The organism is Branchiibius sp. NY16-3462-2, assembly GCF_001594145.1.
GTDB lineage: Bacteria > Actinomycetota > Actinomycetes > Actinomycetales > Dermatophilaceae > Branchiibius.
Genome location: NZ_LVCF01000035.1, coordinates 234603 through 250552 on the forward strand (window position 1 = coordinate 234603; position 15950 = coordinate 250552).

General features: G+C 68.2%; 11 protein-coding genes and 1 tRNA gene. 9 read left to right on the forward strand and 3 right to left on the reverse strand.

Annotated features, from left to right (window positions below):
• The first annotated feature begins 33 nt into the window (after positions 1 to 33).
• The 4 genes from AZH51_RS10530 to AZH51_RS10545 are packed head-to-tail and all read left to right on the forward strand — an operon-like array spanning position 34 to position 7830.
• The gene (locus AZH51_RS10530) at positions 34 to 3438 is read left to right on the forward strand and encodes a DUF2126 domain-containing protein (protein ID WP_291523993.1); all 3405 of its coding nucleotides are present in this window, start codon (positions 34 to 36) and stop codon (positions 3436 to 3438) included.
• 12 nt (positions 3439 to 3450) lie between these two features.
• On the forward strand, positions 3451 to 5988 hold the full coding sequence (locus AZH51_RS10535; protein WP_291523995.1) for a circularly permuted type 2 ATP-grasp protein: 2538 nt from the start codon (positions 3451 to 3453) through the stop codon (positions 5986 to 5988).
• Entirely contained in the window at positions 5988 to 6914 is a 927-nt protein-coding gene (locus AZH51_RS10540; protein WP_291523997.1) for a transglutaminase family protein, read from the forward strand. Before AZH51_RS10535 ends, AZH51_RS10540 begins: the two co-directional genes overlap by 1 nt.
• Before the next feature lie 28 nt (positions 6915 to 6942).
• Positions 6943 to 7830, forward strand: a complete 888-nt coding sequence (locus AZH51_RS10545) for a serine hydrolase (RefSeq protein ID WP_291523999.1) — start codon at positions 6943 to 6945, stop codon at positions 7828 to 7830.
• Here the strand turns inward: AZH51_RS10545 and AZH51_RS10550 are convergent, their stop codons facing one another.
• Together AZH51_RS10550 and AZH51_RS10555 are read right to left on the reverse strand one after the other, a co-directional pair.
• A complete protein-coding gene (locus AZH51_RS10550) occupies positions 7831 to 9762 on the reverse strand; it encodes a potassium transporter Kup (RefSeq protein WP_291524001.1) in 1932 nt (643 codons plus the stop codon). It abuts the gene before it with no gap.
• A 23-nt stretch (positions 9763 to 9785) separates the two neighbouring features.
• Entirely contained in the window at positions 9786 to 10169 is a 384-nt protein-coding gene (locus AZH51_RS10555; protein WP_291524003.1) for a helix-turn-helix domain-containing protein, read from the reverse strand.
• A gap of 105 nt (positions 10170 to 10274) precedes the next feature.
• On the opposite strand from AZH51_RS10555, the gene AZH51_RS18740 reads away from it, so the two are divergent.
• Positions 10275 to 11198: an alpha/beta fold hydrolase gene (locus AZH51_RS18740; RefSeq protein ID WP_367188045.1), complete on the forward strand. Its 924-nt coding sequence runs from the start codon at positions 10275 to 10277 to the stop codon at positions 11196 to 11198.
• Here the strand turns inward: AZH51_RS18740 and AZH51_RS10565 are convergent.
• Positions 11155 to 11237, reverse strand: a tRNA-Leu gene (locus AZH51_RS10565). The two genes, AZH51_RS18740 and AZH51_RS10565, sit on opposite strands and share 44 nt — an antisense overlap.
• Before the next feature lie 75 nt (positions 11238 to 11312).
• On the opposite strand from AZH51_RS10565, the gene AZH51_RS10570 reads away from it, so the two are divergent.
• Genes AZH51_RS10570 through AZH51_RS10585 form a run of 4 tightly spaced genes read left to right on the forward strand, consistent with a single transcriptional unit; the run spans position 11313 to position 15950 of the window.
• Positions 11313 to 11606, forward strand: coding sequence for a hypothetical protein (locus tag AZH51_RS10570; RefSeq protein ID WP_291524006.1), 294 nt, complete (start codon positions 11313 to 11315; stop codon positions 11604 to 11606).
• A 9-nt stretch (positions 11607 to 11615) separates the two neighbouring features.
• Positions 11616 to 13112, forward strand: coding sequence for a sucrose phosphorylase (gtfA, locus tag AZH51_RS10575; protein WP_291524008.1), 1497 nt, complete (start codon positions 11616 to 11618; stop codon positions 13110 to 13112).
• A gap of 4 nt (positions 13113 to 13116) precedes the next feature.
• The gene (locus AZH51_RS10580; RefSeq protein ID WP_291524010.1) at positions 13117 to 14622 is read left to right on the forward strand and encodes an ATP-dependent DNA ligase; all 1506 of its coding nucleotides are present in this window, start codon (positions 13117 to 13119) and stop codon (positions 14620 to 14622) included.
• Between the two features lie 5 nt (positions 14623 to 14627).
• Entirely contained in the window at positions 14628 to 15950 is a 1323-nt protein-coding gene (locus AZH51_RS10585; RefSeq protein WP_291524012.1) for a M20/M25/M40 family metallo-hydrolase, read from the forward strand.

The following is a 15950-nucleotide window of genomic DNA, read 5'->3' on the forward strand; positions in this document are numbered from 1 at the left end:
ACCCCCGCCGCATACCTCTGGCAAGGTAACCCTGTGACGATCCGGGTAGCCCTGCAACACCGCACGACGTACCGCTTCGACCAACCGGTGACGGTGCATCCACACACTGTCCGCCTCCGCCCCGCTCCCCACAGCCGGACGCCGATCGATTCGTACTCCCTCACGATCGATCCGCCGAACCACTTCATCAACTGGCAGCAGGACGCGTTCGGCAACTATCTGGCCCGGTTGGTGTTCCCCGAGAAGGTGTCCACGCTGGACATCTGCGTGGACCTGGTGGCGGACATGACCGTCATCAACCCGTTCGACTTCTTCGTCGAGGAGTACGCCGAGAACTACCCCTTCGTCTACCCCGACGCCCTCAAGGCCGACCTGGAGCCCTACCTGCGGCCGGTCGACGAGAGCGGCAGCGGCCCGGGACCGCTGGTGACCCAGTGGGTCGCCGACAACGTCGTCATCCCCGAGGACGGGATCCGGATCGTCGACTTCCTGGTCGACATCAACGCCAAGATCAACCGGGACGTCGCCTACACGGTCCGGCTCGAACCCGGCGTACAAACCCCCGATCACACGTTGGCCGCGCACCTCGGCTCCTGCCGCGACAGCGCCTGGTTGCTGGTCAGCGTGCTGCGCCAACTGGGTCTGGCGGCGCGATTCGTGTCCGGCTACCTGGTGCAGCTCACTTCCGACATCCAGGCCATCGACGGTCCCAGCGGGCCAACGGAGGACTTCACCGACCTGCACGCCTGGGCCGAGGTCTACATCCCCGGTGCCGGCTGGGTCGGCTTGGACGCCACCTCAGGGCTGTTCGCGGGTGAGGGGCACATCCCGCTGTCCGCCACCCCGCACCCCAGCAGCGCGGCGCCGATCTCCGGGGCGACCGACTTCGTCGGCGTGGACTTCGAGTTCAGCAACACCGTGCAGCGGGTCTTCGAGGACCCGCGGGTCACCAAGCCCTACTCCGATGACCAGTGGAACCGCATCCAGCATCTCGGCCATCACGTCGACACCCTGCTGCAGGAGGGTGACGTCCGCCTGACCATGGGTGGCGAGCCCACCTTCGTCTCGGTCGATGACACCTCCACCCCCGAGTGGGAGACCGACGCCGATGGACCGGACAAGCGCGAGCGAGCCGCCGACCTGGCCCGCCGGCTCAAGGCGCGCTGGGCGCCGGAGGGCCTCAGCTTCCACGGCCAGGGCAAGTGGTACCCCGGAGAACCATTGCCGCGCTGGCTGATCGGGTTGATCTGGCGAACCGACGGCAAACCGCTGTGGCACGACCAGGAGTTGCTGGCCGACCCGTGGACCGAGTCGGACCTCAAACCCGGCAGCGTCCAGGCCGCCCGCCAGGTGCGCGCAGTCGCCCTGGGGATCGCCGCACGACTCGGCATCGACGCGAAACTCACCCGCGCGGCGTACGAGGACCCCTTGAACCAGTTGGCGCTGGAGGTGGGCCAGCCCGCCGGGGAACGCCCGGACGACGACGCCGACCCCGAGGAGCAGAAGGACGAGAAGACGCGCCGCAAGCTGGGTGCCGAGATCGACAAGGCCGCCGGTACGCCGGCCGGCTGGGTCATCCCCGTCTTCCCCAATCCCAAGGGCAAGGGCTGGGGTACCGCCCAATGGCGGACGCGCCGGCGTCGGCTGTTCCTGACCGCGGGCACCTCACCGCTCGGCCTGCGACTGCCGCTGGGTTCGATCGCCTGGAAGGAAGCGCCGTACGAACCGGACGCCTCACCGTTCGCGGCCCGTGGCGATCTGCCGGCCACCCGCCCGGTGCGTGGGCTGTCCAAGGTGAAGAAGGCCAAGGTCTACGACATCGAGGACGCGCCCCGCACCGCGCTGGCGGTCCAGGAGCGCGACGGTCACGTCTTCGTCTTCCTGCCGCCGCTGACCAAGCTGGACGATGCGATCAATCTGCTCGCAGCCATCGAGGGTGCCGCCGCGGCAGCCGGCCAGCCGGTGGTGCTGGAGGGTTACGCACCGCCCGGCGACCCGCGCACGAAGTCGCTCACGGTCACGCCCGACCCTGGCGTCATTGAGGTCAACGTGCAGCCGACCTCGACGTGGGACGAGCTGCAGGAACTGACCACGACCCTGTTCGAGGACGCCCGGCACGCCCGGCTGACCACCGAGAAGTTCGACCTCGACGGTTCGCACACCGGCACCGGCGGCGGCAACCACATCACGCTCGGCGGCAGAACGCCCAAGGACTCGCCGATGCTGCGGCGCCCGGACCTGCTGCGCAGCATGGTCACCTTCTGGCAGCACCACCCGGCGCTGTCCTATGTGTTCTCCGGCAAGTTCATCGGGCCGACCAGCCAGTCACCGCGGGTCGATGAGGGCCGGCACGAGACGCTCTACGAGCTCGAGATCGCCTTCGCCGAGATGGACCGGGTGCTCGCCGAGGGCGAGCCGCGGCCGTGGCTGGTCGACCGGTTGCTGCGTCACCTGCTCACCGACATCACCGGCAACACCCACCGCAGTGAGTTCTGCATCGACAAGCTCTACAGCCCCGACACCGACCGCGGTCGCCTCGGTCTGCTGGAGATGCGTGGTTTCGAGATGCCCCCGCACGCCCAGATGTCGTTGGTGCAGGCGCTGCTCGTGCGGTCGCTGGTCGCCCGGTTCTGGAACCAGCCCTATTCCGGGTCCCTGGTCCGCTGGGGCACCGCGTTGCACGACCGGTACCTCCTGCCGGCTTTCGCCGCAGCGGACCTGCGGGACGTCGTCGGTGACCTCAACGATTTCCTGGGCGAGGACGGTCCGTACTTCGACCAGACCTGGCTCGACCCGTTCCTGGAGTTCCGCTTCCCGCGGCTGGGGGAGGTCGACGTACTCGGAGTGCACCTGGAGTTGCGCACCGCGGTCGAGCCCTGGCACGTGCTGGGTGAGGAAGTCAGCCTGGGCGGCACTGCCCGCTACGTCGACTCCTCCATCGAGCGCGTCCAGGTCGCCGCGACGGGGTTGGTCGAGGGCCGCCACGTCGTCACCTGCAACGGCATCCCGGTCCCGCTGCAGCCGATCGCCGGCTCCGGCTGGGGGCTGGGCTCGCCCGGCACCGGCTCCGCGCCGGACACCTGGGTCGGCGGGGTGCGCTACCGCGCGTGGGCGCCGCCCAGCGCGTTGCACCCGACCATCGGCGTGCACTCACCGCTGGTGTTCGACCTGGTCGACCGCTGGAACGGCCGGTCCCTCGGCGGGTTCACCTACCACGTGAGCCACCCCGGCGGCCGTGCCTACGACGACTACCCGGTCAACGCGGCCGCCGCGGAACCCCGCCGCAACAGCCGGTTCTCCCGGACCGGGCACACCCCGGGGCGGGGGGACACCAGCAAATGGCCGCAGTACGAGTCGCTCGTGCGGCACGGCGCGGGGGAGTACCCGGCCACGCTGGACCTGAGACGTTTTTCGGGGGGTCCCCCACCGACCTCGTAAGGTGGGCCGATCATGAGCCAACCCGCCGACGCTTCCCCCGGCGTCATCGACGCGTATGCCCATCTGCTGCAAGCAGGTTCGGGCGGCGACGAGTTCCTCGTCGACGCCAACCTCCGTGACGGCAACGAAGCGCTCGCCCAGCGCGTGGACGCTCTGGGCGTCAACGGGCTGCGGGCCCGACGGGCCACGGTGCGCCGTGCCATCGAGGACGATGGGATCACGTACGGCGGTGCGCCGGGTTCCACGCGCGCCGGCCGGTGGCGCCTGGATCCGCTACCGACGATCCTGGCCGGCAGTGAATGGCAGCGCCTCGAAGCCGGTCTGGCCGAACGCGCGCAGTTGCTGGATGAGATCCTCACCGACCTCTACACCGACCAACGGCTGATCGCCACGGGTGTCATCCCGGCAGAAGCGATCCTCGGCCACCGAGGGTTCATCCATCAGGCCGTCGGCACCCGGGTCCCCGGTCCGAACCAGTTGATCCTGCCCTCGATCGACCTGGGCCGGGATTCCGACGGTGAATGGACCGTCATCGGAGACCGCTCGCAGGCACCGTCGGGTGCGGGCTACGCCATGGCCGACCGGCGGATCATCGCCCGGGCGATGCCGGCCCTCTACCGGGACACCCCGATCGCCCGGTTGCGCGGTTTCTTCGACGACATGCGGTTCGCCCTGATGGACGTCTCACCGCATCACGACCGATCGCCGCGGGTAGTGCTGCTATCGCCCGGCCCGGACAGCGAGACGGCGTTCGACCAGGCCTTCCTGGCCGCGCTGCTCGGCTTCCCGCTGGTGCAGTCGGAGGATCTGTCCACCCGGGACGGGCGGATCTGGATGCGCACCACCACCGGGGAATACGAGCGCGTCGACGTCATCCTGCGCCGGGTCGACGCCGGGTGGTCCGACCCCCTGGAGTTGCGCTCGGGCTCGCGCCTCGGCGTACCCGGACTCATCGAAGCCAACCGGCGCGGACACGTCGCCGTCGTCAACCCGGTCGGCGCGGGCATCCTGGAGAACCCCGCCCTGCTGGCCTACCTACCGCAGTTGGCCCGCGCGGTCCTTGGCACCAGCCCCCGGTTGCCCACCGCCCGCACCTGGTGGTGCGGGGACGCCCAGCACCGGCGCGAGGCGCTGCCGCTACTGGACAAACTGGTCATCAAGGCGATCAGTCGCGACAGCGGCTTCGTGACCCGGTTCGGCTGGGAGCTGAGCCAGGACGAGTTGAGCGACCTGCGCGCCCGCATCGAGGCCCAGCCGTGGGCTTGGGCGCTGCAGGACCCGGTGTCGTTGTCGACCGTGCCCGTGGTCACCAACGACGGTCTGATGCCGCGCCGGCTGGTGCTGCGCGCGTTCGGTGTCGCCCGGGACGGCAGCTACCGGTTCATGCCCGGTGGCCTGGGCCGGTTGTCGACCGACAGCAGCAGCCGCATGGTCAGCAACGCCCTGGGCGGTCAGGCCAAGGACATCTGGGTGCTGGCAGCTGACGAGACTGCCGGACCGGAGTTGTTCACCCCGATCGGCAACGCCACCGCACAGCTGCCCGGGCTGGCCGCCGCCGAGGTCGCGGTCGCCCCCCGCGTCGCCGACGACCTGTTCTGGCTGGGCCGGTACGCCGAGCGCGCCGAGGCCGCGACCCGCATGTCGATCGTCGCCGACGATCTGTTGGCCGACACGATGGGCCGCACCGGTTCACTGGGTTCCGCGGCGACCCGGGTGTTCCTCGACGCGCTGAGCGCGGTGACGACCGTGCGGGCAACCGGGTCGCATGAGGGCGCCCGCAACGACCAGGAGTTGTTGCGCACCGTCCTGGTCGGCCCCGGGAGCGGCTCCATCTCGTACGCCGTGCGGCACCTGATCCGCAGCTCGCTGGCGGTCCGGGAGCTGCTGTCCAGTGACACCTGGCTGATCGTGAGCCGGCTGAGCCGGGTCATCGAACCCGAGGAGCTCAGCGAGGAGCAACCGCTGCAGCCGGTGCTGGCCCAGGTGCTGGAGTCGCTGATCGCGGTGTCCGGTCTGGGTGCCGAGAGCATGGTGCGCGACCAGGTCTGGGCCTACCTGGAGGCCGGCCGACGCATCGAGCGGGCGCAGCACACCGTGACGATGCTGTCGCACACGCTGGCCGAGGAACGGTCGCCGGTGATCGAGGGCCAGGTCATCGAGGCAGTGCTGCGGGCCACCGACAGTGTGATCACGCACCGGCGGAGGTTGTCCGCCGGACACAGCGACGGCGGCCCCGTCCAGGGTGCGCTCGCGTTGTTGCTGTCGGACCGGACCAACCCGCGCTCGGTGCGCTACCAGCTGGATCAGATGGTGGCGGCGATGTCGCATGCGCCCAACAAGGAGCTCGACGAACGCATCGCCGCGGTCACCACGACGATCGCCACGATGGATCTCGAAGAGTTGACCAGCGGCAAGCGGGCCGCCTTGCGAACGAGCCTGGCTCAGTTGGGAACCGAGTTGCACGAGCTGGCCGCCGAGATCGAGCGGGTGCATTTCGTACGCCGTGCCAACCAGATGTCGCTCACCGGCGGCGGGCTGGTGATCAGCTGATGGCCGCCAACTGGGGTGACGTGCACGCCCGCCGCAGCTATGAGGTCCGGCACCGCACGACGTACAACTACGACGACTTCGTGACGACCTCCTTCGCGCGCTCCTGTCTTCGCCCGCGCAGCACCACTCACCAGCAGGTCGTGAGCAACCGGATCGAGGTGCTGCCGGGCGCCGATGTGCTCACCGAGCACGTCGATTACTTCGGCAACTACAGCCACTACATCGAGATCCGGACCCGGCACACCCAGTTGCAGGTCGCCAAGACCTCGGTGGTCGACGTCACGTGGCCCAAGGTCGACGTCGACGAAGTCAACCAGTGGACCGTTGCGCAGGCCGCCTTGCAGCTACGGGATGCGGCGACGTTTCCCTCGGCCGAGCACGCGTCGTACACGCTGCCCTCGGATCTGGTGGTGCTTTCTCCCGAGGTGCACGAGTACGCCGCGCAGATCCTGCCGCCGGACCGGCCGCTCGGGGACGCACTGGTGGACCTGTACGAGACCATCTACCGCGACTTCAGCTATCAGAAGGGCGCAACGTCGGTCACCACAACGCTGGCCGAAGTGCTCAAGGAGCGGGCCGGGGTATGTCAGGACTTCGCGCATCTGGCAGCGGGCTGTCTGCGCGTCGTCGGGCTTCCGGGGCGCTACGTGAGCGGTTACATCGAGAGCCGACCCCCTGACGGTAAACCGAAGCTTGAGGGTTCTGACGCCACTCACGCGTGGACATCGACCCGGCTTCCGGACGGTCGGTGGGTGGATCTGGACCCGACCAACAACCACTTCGCCGACTCCCGGTACATCGTGACCGCCTGGGGTCGGGACTTCCGGGACGTGTCGCCGCTGAAGGGTGTCATCTTCACCGAGTCGAAGAAGAGCACGTTGAAGGTGGCCGTGGATGTCATCCCGTTGGAGCGCCTCCCTGTCTGAGACAGGAACAGGCCCTACGATTTCGACCGTGACCGCCCAGCCGCCGCGCCGCAGTGTGCTGACCGCTGCGCTCGCCCTGCCTGCACTGGCGGCGTGCGCCAATGCGGGAGGTCGACCACCGGTCGGTCGCAGTGCCGCGGGCCAGGCATCCAACGGCGTGCGCCTGCTGGCTACCCCGACCACGCCGCCGGTGCCCACTATCACCCGCGCGGCCCTGACCGCGGTGGCCAGGAAATACCTGGCGACCCGTACGGCGACCCTGGGCTTCTCGTTGCACGATCACCGCACCGGGGTCTACCTGCACTATCTGCCGCAGAAGAACGAGACCGCGAGCAGCGTGAAGGTTCTGGTACTCGCCGCCACCTTGCGGATCGCAGCAGAGCACAAACGCTCGCTCACTGCCTCCCAACGGGCGCTGGCGACGCAGATGATCGAGTACAGCGACAACAACGCGACCACCCGGCTCTTCCGGGCGGCCGGATACAAGAATGTCCAGCGGGTCGCCGGTCTGTTCGGATTGTCCGGGACCACCATCAACCCCGCGTGGGGGATCTCGACCACCACGCCCGCCGACTGGGTGACGTTGATGGACCACGTGGTCAGGGGCAGTACGGTGCTTTCGCCAGCGGATCGGGCCTACATCCGGTCGCTGATGAGTCGGGTGACCCCGACGCAGCGTTGGGGTGTTGCCAATCCTCCGGTGACTGCCGCGACCGTCGCGCTGACCAAGAACGGCTGGCTGCCCTACAAGGGCGTGTGGCGGGTCAATTCGATGGGCTACCTCGAGGGACAGGGCCGCAAGTACACCCTGGCCATGCTCAGCAGGTCACCCAAGGGCTTCGACTACGGCGTGCAGACCCTCAACGGGTTGTCCACGACGCTGTTCACGGCGCTGGGCAAGCACCTGGTTGCGTGATCACACCAGGACGTTGGTGCCCATGATGATCGTGCGCGCCGGCGGTAGCCGGTAGTACTCGGTGGGATCCGCCGCGTTGTGCGCCATCGCGGTGAACAGGCGCTTCCGCCACGTGCTCATATTGGGTAATTCGGTGCGGGACAGGGTGATCCGGGACAGGAAGTACAACGCCGTGTCCGGGTCGACGGGTAACCCCAAGGAGGTCGCACCGGCCAGGGACTGCGGGACGTTCTGCACATCCTGGAATCCATAGGTCACGGTGACGTGGTGGATGTGGTGGGACGGATGCCCGATGGTGGCGACCGTGACGCGCTCGTCCTCCGGCACATAGGGCACGTTCGCGGAGATGGCCGACAAGATCACCACCGACTCGTGCAGCACCTTGTTGAAGGTGACGTTCTCCCGCAGCGCCAACGGCACGGTCTGGTCATCGGGGTGCAGGAAGACCGCGGTGCCCGAAACCCGCGTCAGGTCCTGCTGCTGCAGCTCGGTCACGAACGGGACGAGTTTGCCCTCGAGTTTCTGGCGTCGCTCGGTGACCAACGTGCGCCCGCGTTGCCAGGTCATCATCACCAGGACCACCACGGCCGCGATGAGCAACGGCAGCCAACCACCGTGCGCGACCTTCGTCAGGTTGGCGACGAAGAAGGTCAGTTCCAGCCAGCCGAACAACGAGCCGACCAGGATCAACTTCCAGCGCGGCCAGTGCCACGCGGCATCCGCGTGGACCAGGAACAGCACGGTGGTGATCAGGAAGGTTCCGGTGACGGCCAGCCCGTAGGCGGTCGCCAGTCTCGAGGAGCGCTGGAAGATCAGCAACAGGGTGATCACGCCGGCGAACAGCACCCAGTTCACCGCGGGCAGGTAGATCTGGCCGCCCTCCTTGTGGGAGGTATGGCGCACCGTCAGCCGGGGAAGGTATCCGAGGCGGATCGCCTGGTTGGTGACCGAGTAGGACCCCGAGATGACCGCCTGCGAGGCGATCACGGTGGCCAGGGTGGCCAGGATGACCAACGCCAGTTGCGCCCAGTCCGGCGCCAACCGGAAGAACGGGTTACTCAGGGCTTCGGGTTGTTCCCGGATGAGCGCTGCCTGGCCGAGGTAGTTCAGCGTCAGGGCCGGGAACACCAGGAAGAACCACGCCCGGCGGATCGGTGAGCGACCGAAGTGGCCCATATCGGCGTACAGCGCCTCGGCGCCGGTGATGGACAACACGATCGCGCCCATGGCCACGAACGCGATGCCCGGGTGGTCGATGACGAACAGGACGGCGTACGACGGCGATAACGCCCGCAGGATCGCCGGATCGTGCACGACCTGGCGAAGGCCGAGCAGCGCGAGCACGGTGAACCACACGACCATCACCGGACCGAAGACGCGACCCACCAATTCGGTGCCGAACCGTTGGACGAGGAAGAGGGCGACGATGATCGTGACGCCGATGGGCAGCACAAGGTGGGCCAGACCGGGGGCCGGCACCTCAAGTCCCTCGATGGCCGACATGACGGAGATTGCCGGGGTGATGACGCTGTCCCCGTAGAACAGGGAGGCGCCTAGCACACCGAGCACCATGACCACGGCCCAGCGGCGGCCGCCCTGGGGTACGTGCTTGCGGGCCAGCGCCGCCAGGGCCATGACGCCACCCTCGCCGTCGTTGTCGGCGCGCAGGATCAACGTCACATACTTCACGGAGACGATCAGGGTGATCGCCCAGAAGATCAGGGAGACAACGCCGTACACGTCCGCGTCGTTGTTCTTGACGATTCCGCCGTCAAGCGTGAAGACGGTCTGGAACGCGTAGAGCGGGCTGGTCCCGATGTCCCCGAACACCACGCCCAGGGCGCCCAGGAGCATGGCTGCGGCACCGGCGCGGTGCACCGGGCGTACGTTGCTCGAACGTCCCGAGGGGGACTTGCGGGAGTCTTCGGCCACTTCGACCCTTCGGGGGACTACTGCTATCGGGTTACGTGCGCTGGCTGGCCGACTCTATCCCGATGATCGTCAATCTCCGCCATGTGGCTTTCAGCCCACTCGCGCAGCAGACCAAGGGGCTGGGCCAACGAGTGGCCGAGGTCGGTGAGTCGGTAGTGGACTGCCGGCGGCACGCAGTCCTCCACCCGCCGGGAGACCAGGCCATCTGCCACCAGACCCTTCAGCGTCTGGGACAGCATCTTCTGGGAGACACCGGGCATCCGACGGCGTAGTTCTGCGAACCGGACTTCATCTTCTGCACTGAGGACTGCGACCACCATCGCGACCCACTTGCTGCCGACGCGATCCAGGAGCTTGCGGGTGGGACACGCAGGACTGAACAGGTCACCGCGACGTGGGGTGGTCACCTCGGCCTCACCTGCTCTCGGAGAAGTGCGTTCTTCTGGTTGGTGCCCGGCCATCATATGGTCACTTTCTGATGCATGGTCACCAGGAGAAACCACGGGGAGCTGATGAGCGAATTAGTTGACGTGAAGGTTGAAGCCGACGTGTGGCTCAGCGTGTCCGTCTCTGGGCAGGGCGACGCAGTGTTGTTCGTGCACGGCTGGCCGCACACCCACCGGCTGTGGGAACCGCTGACCGCACTGCTGGGCGGGGTACGCCGCGTCATCGCACCGGATCTGCGGGGTGTGGGCGGCAGTAGCCGCGCTGCGACGGGGTACGACGCCCGCACCCTGGCCGGCGACCTGGCGACCGTCATCGATGACCTCGTTCCGGACGCGGCCGTCGACGTGGTGGCCATCGATGCGGGTGTGCCGCCCGCCTTTCTCCTGGCCCTGCAGCGACCCGATCGCGTCCGCACCCTGGTGTTGATGGAATCGACCCTGGGCAGGCTGCCCGGAGCCGAGGAGTTCTTTGCGGCCGGTGCTCCGTGGTGGTTCGGGTTCCACCAGGTACCCGGGTTGGCCGAGTCGGTGATCGTCGGCAACGAGGGCCCGTATCTCGACTTCTTCTTCGCCAGCGGCACCTACGACCGTCGCGGCATCCCGGCGGACCTGCGCCAGGCCTTCGTCGAGGCATATTCCGGCCGCGAGTCCATCGCCAGTGGACTGGGTACCTATCGCGCGATGCCGGTCTCAGCGCAGCAGATAGCGGCGGCGGCAGCAGCCGCCGGACGTCTGAGGATGCCGGTGATGGCGGTGGGCGCCCAACCGGTTGGTGATGCGCTGAGCCGGCAACTGGAACCCATTGCCGATGATCTACGCAGTGAACTGCTGCAGGAATGCGGTCACATCATCCCGCTGGACCAGCCCGAGCCACTGCGCCGGCTGCTCCTCGATTTCTGGCAAGCACCAACTTCTGGCAAGCATCGAAGTCTGGCTAGATCACGAGTGTCCGGAGGGGGACTTGAACCCCCACCCCCTTTCGGGGACTAGCACCTCAAGCTAGCGCGTCTGCCATTCCGCCACCCGGACGAGGTTGCGACCGTGAACGTTAGCACGGTGAGTGGCTGCCCCCCGAATCGCTCTCGTGGCTGGAAGACTTCGGGCATGGCGCTGACCACCAGGACGTTCACCACCGCACCGCAGCGGCTGTTCCGGGCCTTCACCGACCCGGTCGAACTCGCCGCCTGGTGGCCGGCGGCCAAGGCCGCGCCGGCCGAGACTGTCCGCTCCGAACCGGGGTCGTTGCTCGAACTGGTCGACGCGGACGGGCAGCACACCGTCCTGACCTTTGCGCCGGCTGCCGCCGGTTGTCAGCTGACGGTGGAGCGGGCCGACGATGCGCCGGCGTGGGCGGCTGACCTGGACAAACTGGACGCCCTGGTCGATCCACCGCGTTAGGGTCTGCGGGTGCGCAACCAGGTCCAGCTCATCGCCTACGCCGACCGGTTCGGGGGCACCATCGACGGCCTGCACCGTCTGCTCGACGAGAAGTTCGCCGGGGTGTTCGGCGGGGTCCACGTCCTGCCGTTCTACTCGCCGTACGACGGAGCGGACGCCGGTTTCGACCCGGTCGACCACACCAGCGTGGATCCGCGCCTGGGCACCTGGGCGGACATCAAGAGCCTGGCCACGTCGTACGACGTGATGGCCGACTTGATCGTCAACCACGTCTCCTCCCACTCGCCGCAGTTCCAGGACGTCGTGGCGCACGGGCGGGACTCGGCGTACGCCCCGATGTTCCTCACCATGTCCTCGGTCTTCCCCGACGGGGCGACGGAAGCCGATCTCACCGCCATCTACCGCCCGCGACCCGGACTGCCGTTCACGGCGCTCCGACTCGGCGGTGAACTGCGGTACGTGTGGACGACGTTCACCCCTGAGCAGATCGATATCGACATCACCTCCGACCTCGGCCGGGACTACCTGCACCAGATCCTCGACGCAGTCGCCGAAGCGGGTGTGGGCTTCGTACGCCTGGACGCCGTGGGGTACGCCGTGAAGACGCCGGGTACGTCGTGTTTCATGACCCCGGAGACGTTCGACTTCATCGCGGCGTTCACGCAGCGGGCCCGGGAGCGCGGTGTCGAGGTGCTGGTCGAGGTGCACTCGTACTACCGGGACCAGGTGGCGATCGCCGAGAAGGTCGACTTCGTCTACGACTTCGCGTTGCCGCCGCTGCTGCTCTACGCGCTGTCCACCGGCGACGGAGCGGCGCTGGCGGCATGGTTGCGGGACCGGCCGACCAACGCGGTCACGGTGCTGGACACCCACGACGGCATCGGCATCATCGACGCCGGTCCACGGCGGGGTGAGAAGGCAGGCGATCCGGTCCGGCCGGGTCTGCTCACCGAGGAGCAGGTCGACACCCTGGTGGCCGGGATCCACGAACGGACTGGTGGCAGCAGCCAGGCCGCGAGTGGCGCTACTGCCTCGAATCTTGATCTCTACCAGATCAATTCGACCTTCTACGACGCCCTGGGTCGCGACGACGCGGCCTATCTCGCGGCCCGGGCGATCCAGTTCTTCGCGCCCGGCATCCCGCAGGTGTACTACGTGGGCGCACTCGCCGGCGGCAACGACACCGAGTTGCTGGCCCGCACGAACGTCGGCCGGGACATCAACCGGCACTACTACAGTCCGGCGGAGATCGACGCTGCCCTGGAGCAACCGGCGGTGCGGGCGCTGCTGCAATTGTGTCGGCTGCGCAACACGATCGGCGCGTTCGATGCCGACGACCTCACGGTCGATCTGACCGGCACCGTTCTCACCCTGCACCGTGGGGCCACCGACGGGCCGCGCGCCTGCCTGACGGTCGACCTGGGCGACGGATCGGCGTCCATGGAGTGGACCGGCACCGACGGGGTGGCAGGGCGGCTGGACGACCTGCGGCAACTGCTTGACTGACGGGATGCTGCTGTCGCAGATCGTCGAGGTCTCCGGCCGGGTCGGCTCGACCAGGGCTCGTAACGCCAAGATCGCCAAGCTCGCGTCGGTGCTGCGCGCTGCCGATGCCGACGACGTCCCTCTGGTCACGGCGTATCTGACCGGCACCCTGCCGCAACGTCGGCCGGGGGTCGGCTGGCGCAGCGTGCGCGACCTGCCGTCGGCAGCGCTCGAACCCTCGTTGAGCGTGCGGGATGTCGACGCCGCCGTCAGCGCGATGGAACGCCTCTCCGGTCCGGGGTCGGCGGCGGCCCGTGCGGCGCTGGTGGCGGACCTCTTCGGTGCGGCCACGCCGGACGAACAGCGTTTCCTGGTAGGGCTTTTCACCGGTGAGTTGCGCCATGGCGCCCAGGACGGGGTCATGCAGTCGGCGATCGCCGAGGCCTTCGAGGTGCCCCTGGCCGGCGTACGCCGCGCGGCCATGTTGGCGGGGGACCTCACCGATGTTGCGGCCACCGCCCGGTCCTTTAGGACCGCAGGTCTGGAGCAGGTGGGATTGCAGGTCGGTCGCCCGTTGCGCCCGATGCTGGCCGGGAGCGCGGCCAGTGTTGACGCGGCGTACGGCGATGATGACGCGCAACGGTTCGACGTCGAATGCAAACTCGATGGGATCCGGCTGCAGGCGCACAAGGACGGGGACCGGGTGTGGCTGTTCACCCGCAGCCTGGACGACATCACCGACCGGTTGCCGGAGGTCGTGGCCGTGGTGCGCGGGTTGCCCGTGCAGACCGCGGTCCTGGACGGGGAGGCGATCGCGCTGCGTGCCGACGGCCGCCCCGAACCGTTCCAGGTCACCGGCGCGCGCACCGCCAGTGCGGACGGCGTCCCGGTCACGACGTTCTTCTTCGACCTGCTGCACGTGGACGGACGCACGTTGCTGGACGAACCGCTGCAGGCGCGCATCGCCTCTCTCGAGCAGGTCGTCGCGCCGGAGCACCGGATCCCACGGCGCGCGGGTGCGGACCTCGCCGGGGCGCGAGCGGCGTTCGCCGAATGGGTCGCCGGTGGTCACGAAGGTGTTGTGCTGAAGGACCCGGACGTGGTCTATGCGGCCGGACGGCGTGGTGCGGGATGGATCAAGGTGAAGCCGCGCCACACCCTGGATCTGGTGGTGCTCGCGGTCGAACGCGGCAGCGGCCGGCGCAGCGAATGGCTGTCGAACATCCACCTCGGTGCCCGCGACCCGCAGACCGGCGAATTCGTCATGGTGGGAAAGACATTCAAAGGGATGACCGATGAGATGTTGCGCTGGCAGACCCAGCGCTTCACCGACCTGGCCGACGGACCGGCGGACGGCTGGACGGTGCGGGTGCGTCCCGAGCAGGTCGTCGAGGTCGCCTTCGACGGAGTGCAACGTTCAAGCCGATATGCCGGGGGAGTGGCGCTGCGGTTCGCCCGGGTACTGCGCTACCGCGACGACAAGGGCGCTGAGGCGGCCGATTCGATCGAGGAACTACGCGGCTTACTGTAGAAGGCATGACCGACCAACCCACCGCCCTCGACGAGGTCGTCCAGATCTGCCAGGACCTGATCGCCTTCGACACCAGCAACTTCGGTGACGGCAGCGGTCCCGGTGAACGCAAAGCGGCGGAATACGTCGTGGGCCAGTTCGAGGAGGTGGGCCTCGAACCCGTCGTCGTCGAGAGCGACCCCGGCCGGGCGAGTGTCGTCGTTCGGATCCCCGGGCAGGACAGTTCACGGGGCGCACTCGTGGTCCACGGTCACCTTGATGTGGTTCCGGCCACGGCCAGCGACTGGCAGGTCGACCCGTTCGGTGCCGAGATCAAGGACGGTTGCATCTGGGGTCGCGGCGCAGTCGACATGAAGGACATGGACGCGATGATCATCGCGAACGTGCGGGAGCTGGTGCGCAGCGGTCGCAAACCCGCCCGTGACCTGGTCGTGGCGATGTTCGCCGATGAGGAGGCGGGTGGCCGCAAGGGCAGCCATCACCTCGTGGCCAACCACCCGGAACTCTTCGAAGGGGCCACCGAGGCGATCAGCGAGGTGGGCGGATACAGCATCACCTTCCCCGACGTGGCCGGGAAGGAACAGCGCGCCTATCTGCTGCAGAGTGCGGAGAAGGGCCTGGCCTGGCTGACGCTGCGGGCCACCGGCCGTGCTGGCCACGGGTCGGTGCCCAACCCGGACAACGCCGTGATGCACCTGGCGCAGGCGCTCACCCGGATCAACGACCACCCCTGGCCGCGGCAGTACGGCGCGACCGTCCGGGCGCTGCTGGACGGGCTGGCGCAGTTGTCGGGTCGCACGTACACGGATGAGGATCCCGAGCCGGTGCTCGAGCTGCTCGGCAGCACGCGCGGTTTTGTCGACGCGACGTTGCAGGACACGGTCAACGCGACGATGTTGGACGCCGGATACAAGCACAACGTCATCCCGCAGACGGCGACCGCCGGGATCGACTGCCGGTTCCTGCCGGGCCATGAGGACGAACTGATGGCCACGCTGCGGGACCTCGCGGGGGAGCACGTCACCATCGAGACGGTGCACCGCGATATCGCCGTCGAGGCGCCGTATGACACCGACCTGGTCGAGGCCATGAAGCGCTCCCTGCTGGCGGAGGATCCCGGGGCTGCGGTGCTGCCCTACTGCCTGTCCGCAGGGACGGACAACAAGGCGCTCAGCCTGCTGGGGATCAAGGGTTACGGATTCACACCCCTGCGGTTGCCGGCCGACCTGGACTTCGCGGCGATGTTCCACGGCGTCGACGAGCGGGTGCCGGTCGAGTCGCTGCTCTTCGGCACCCGGGTGTTGGGGCGCCTGTTGCAGGACTGCTGA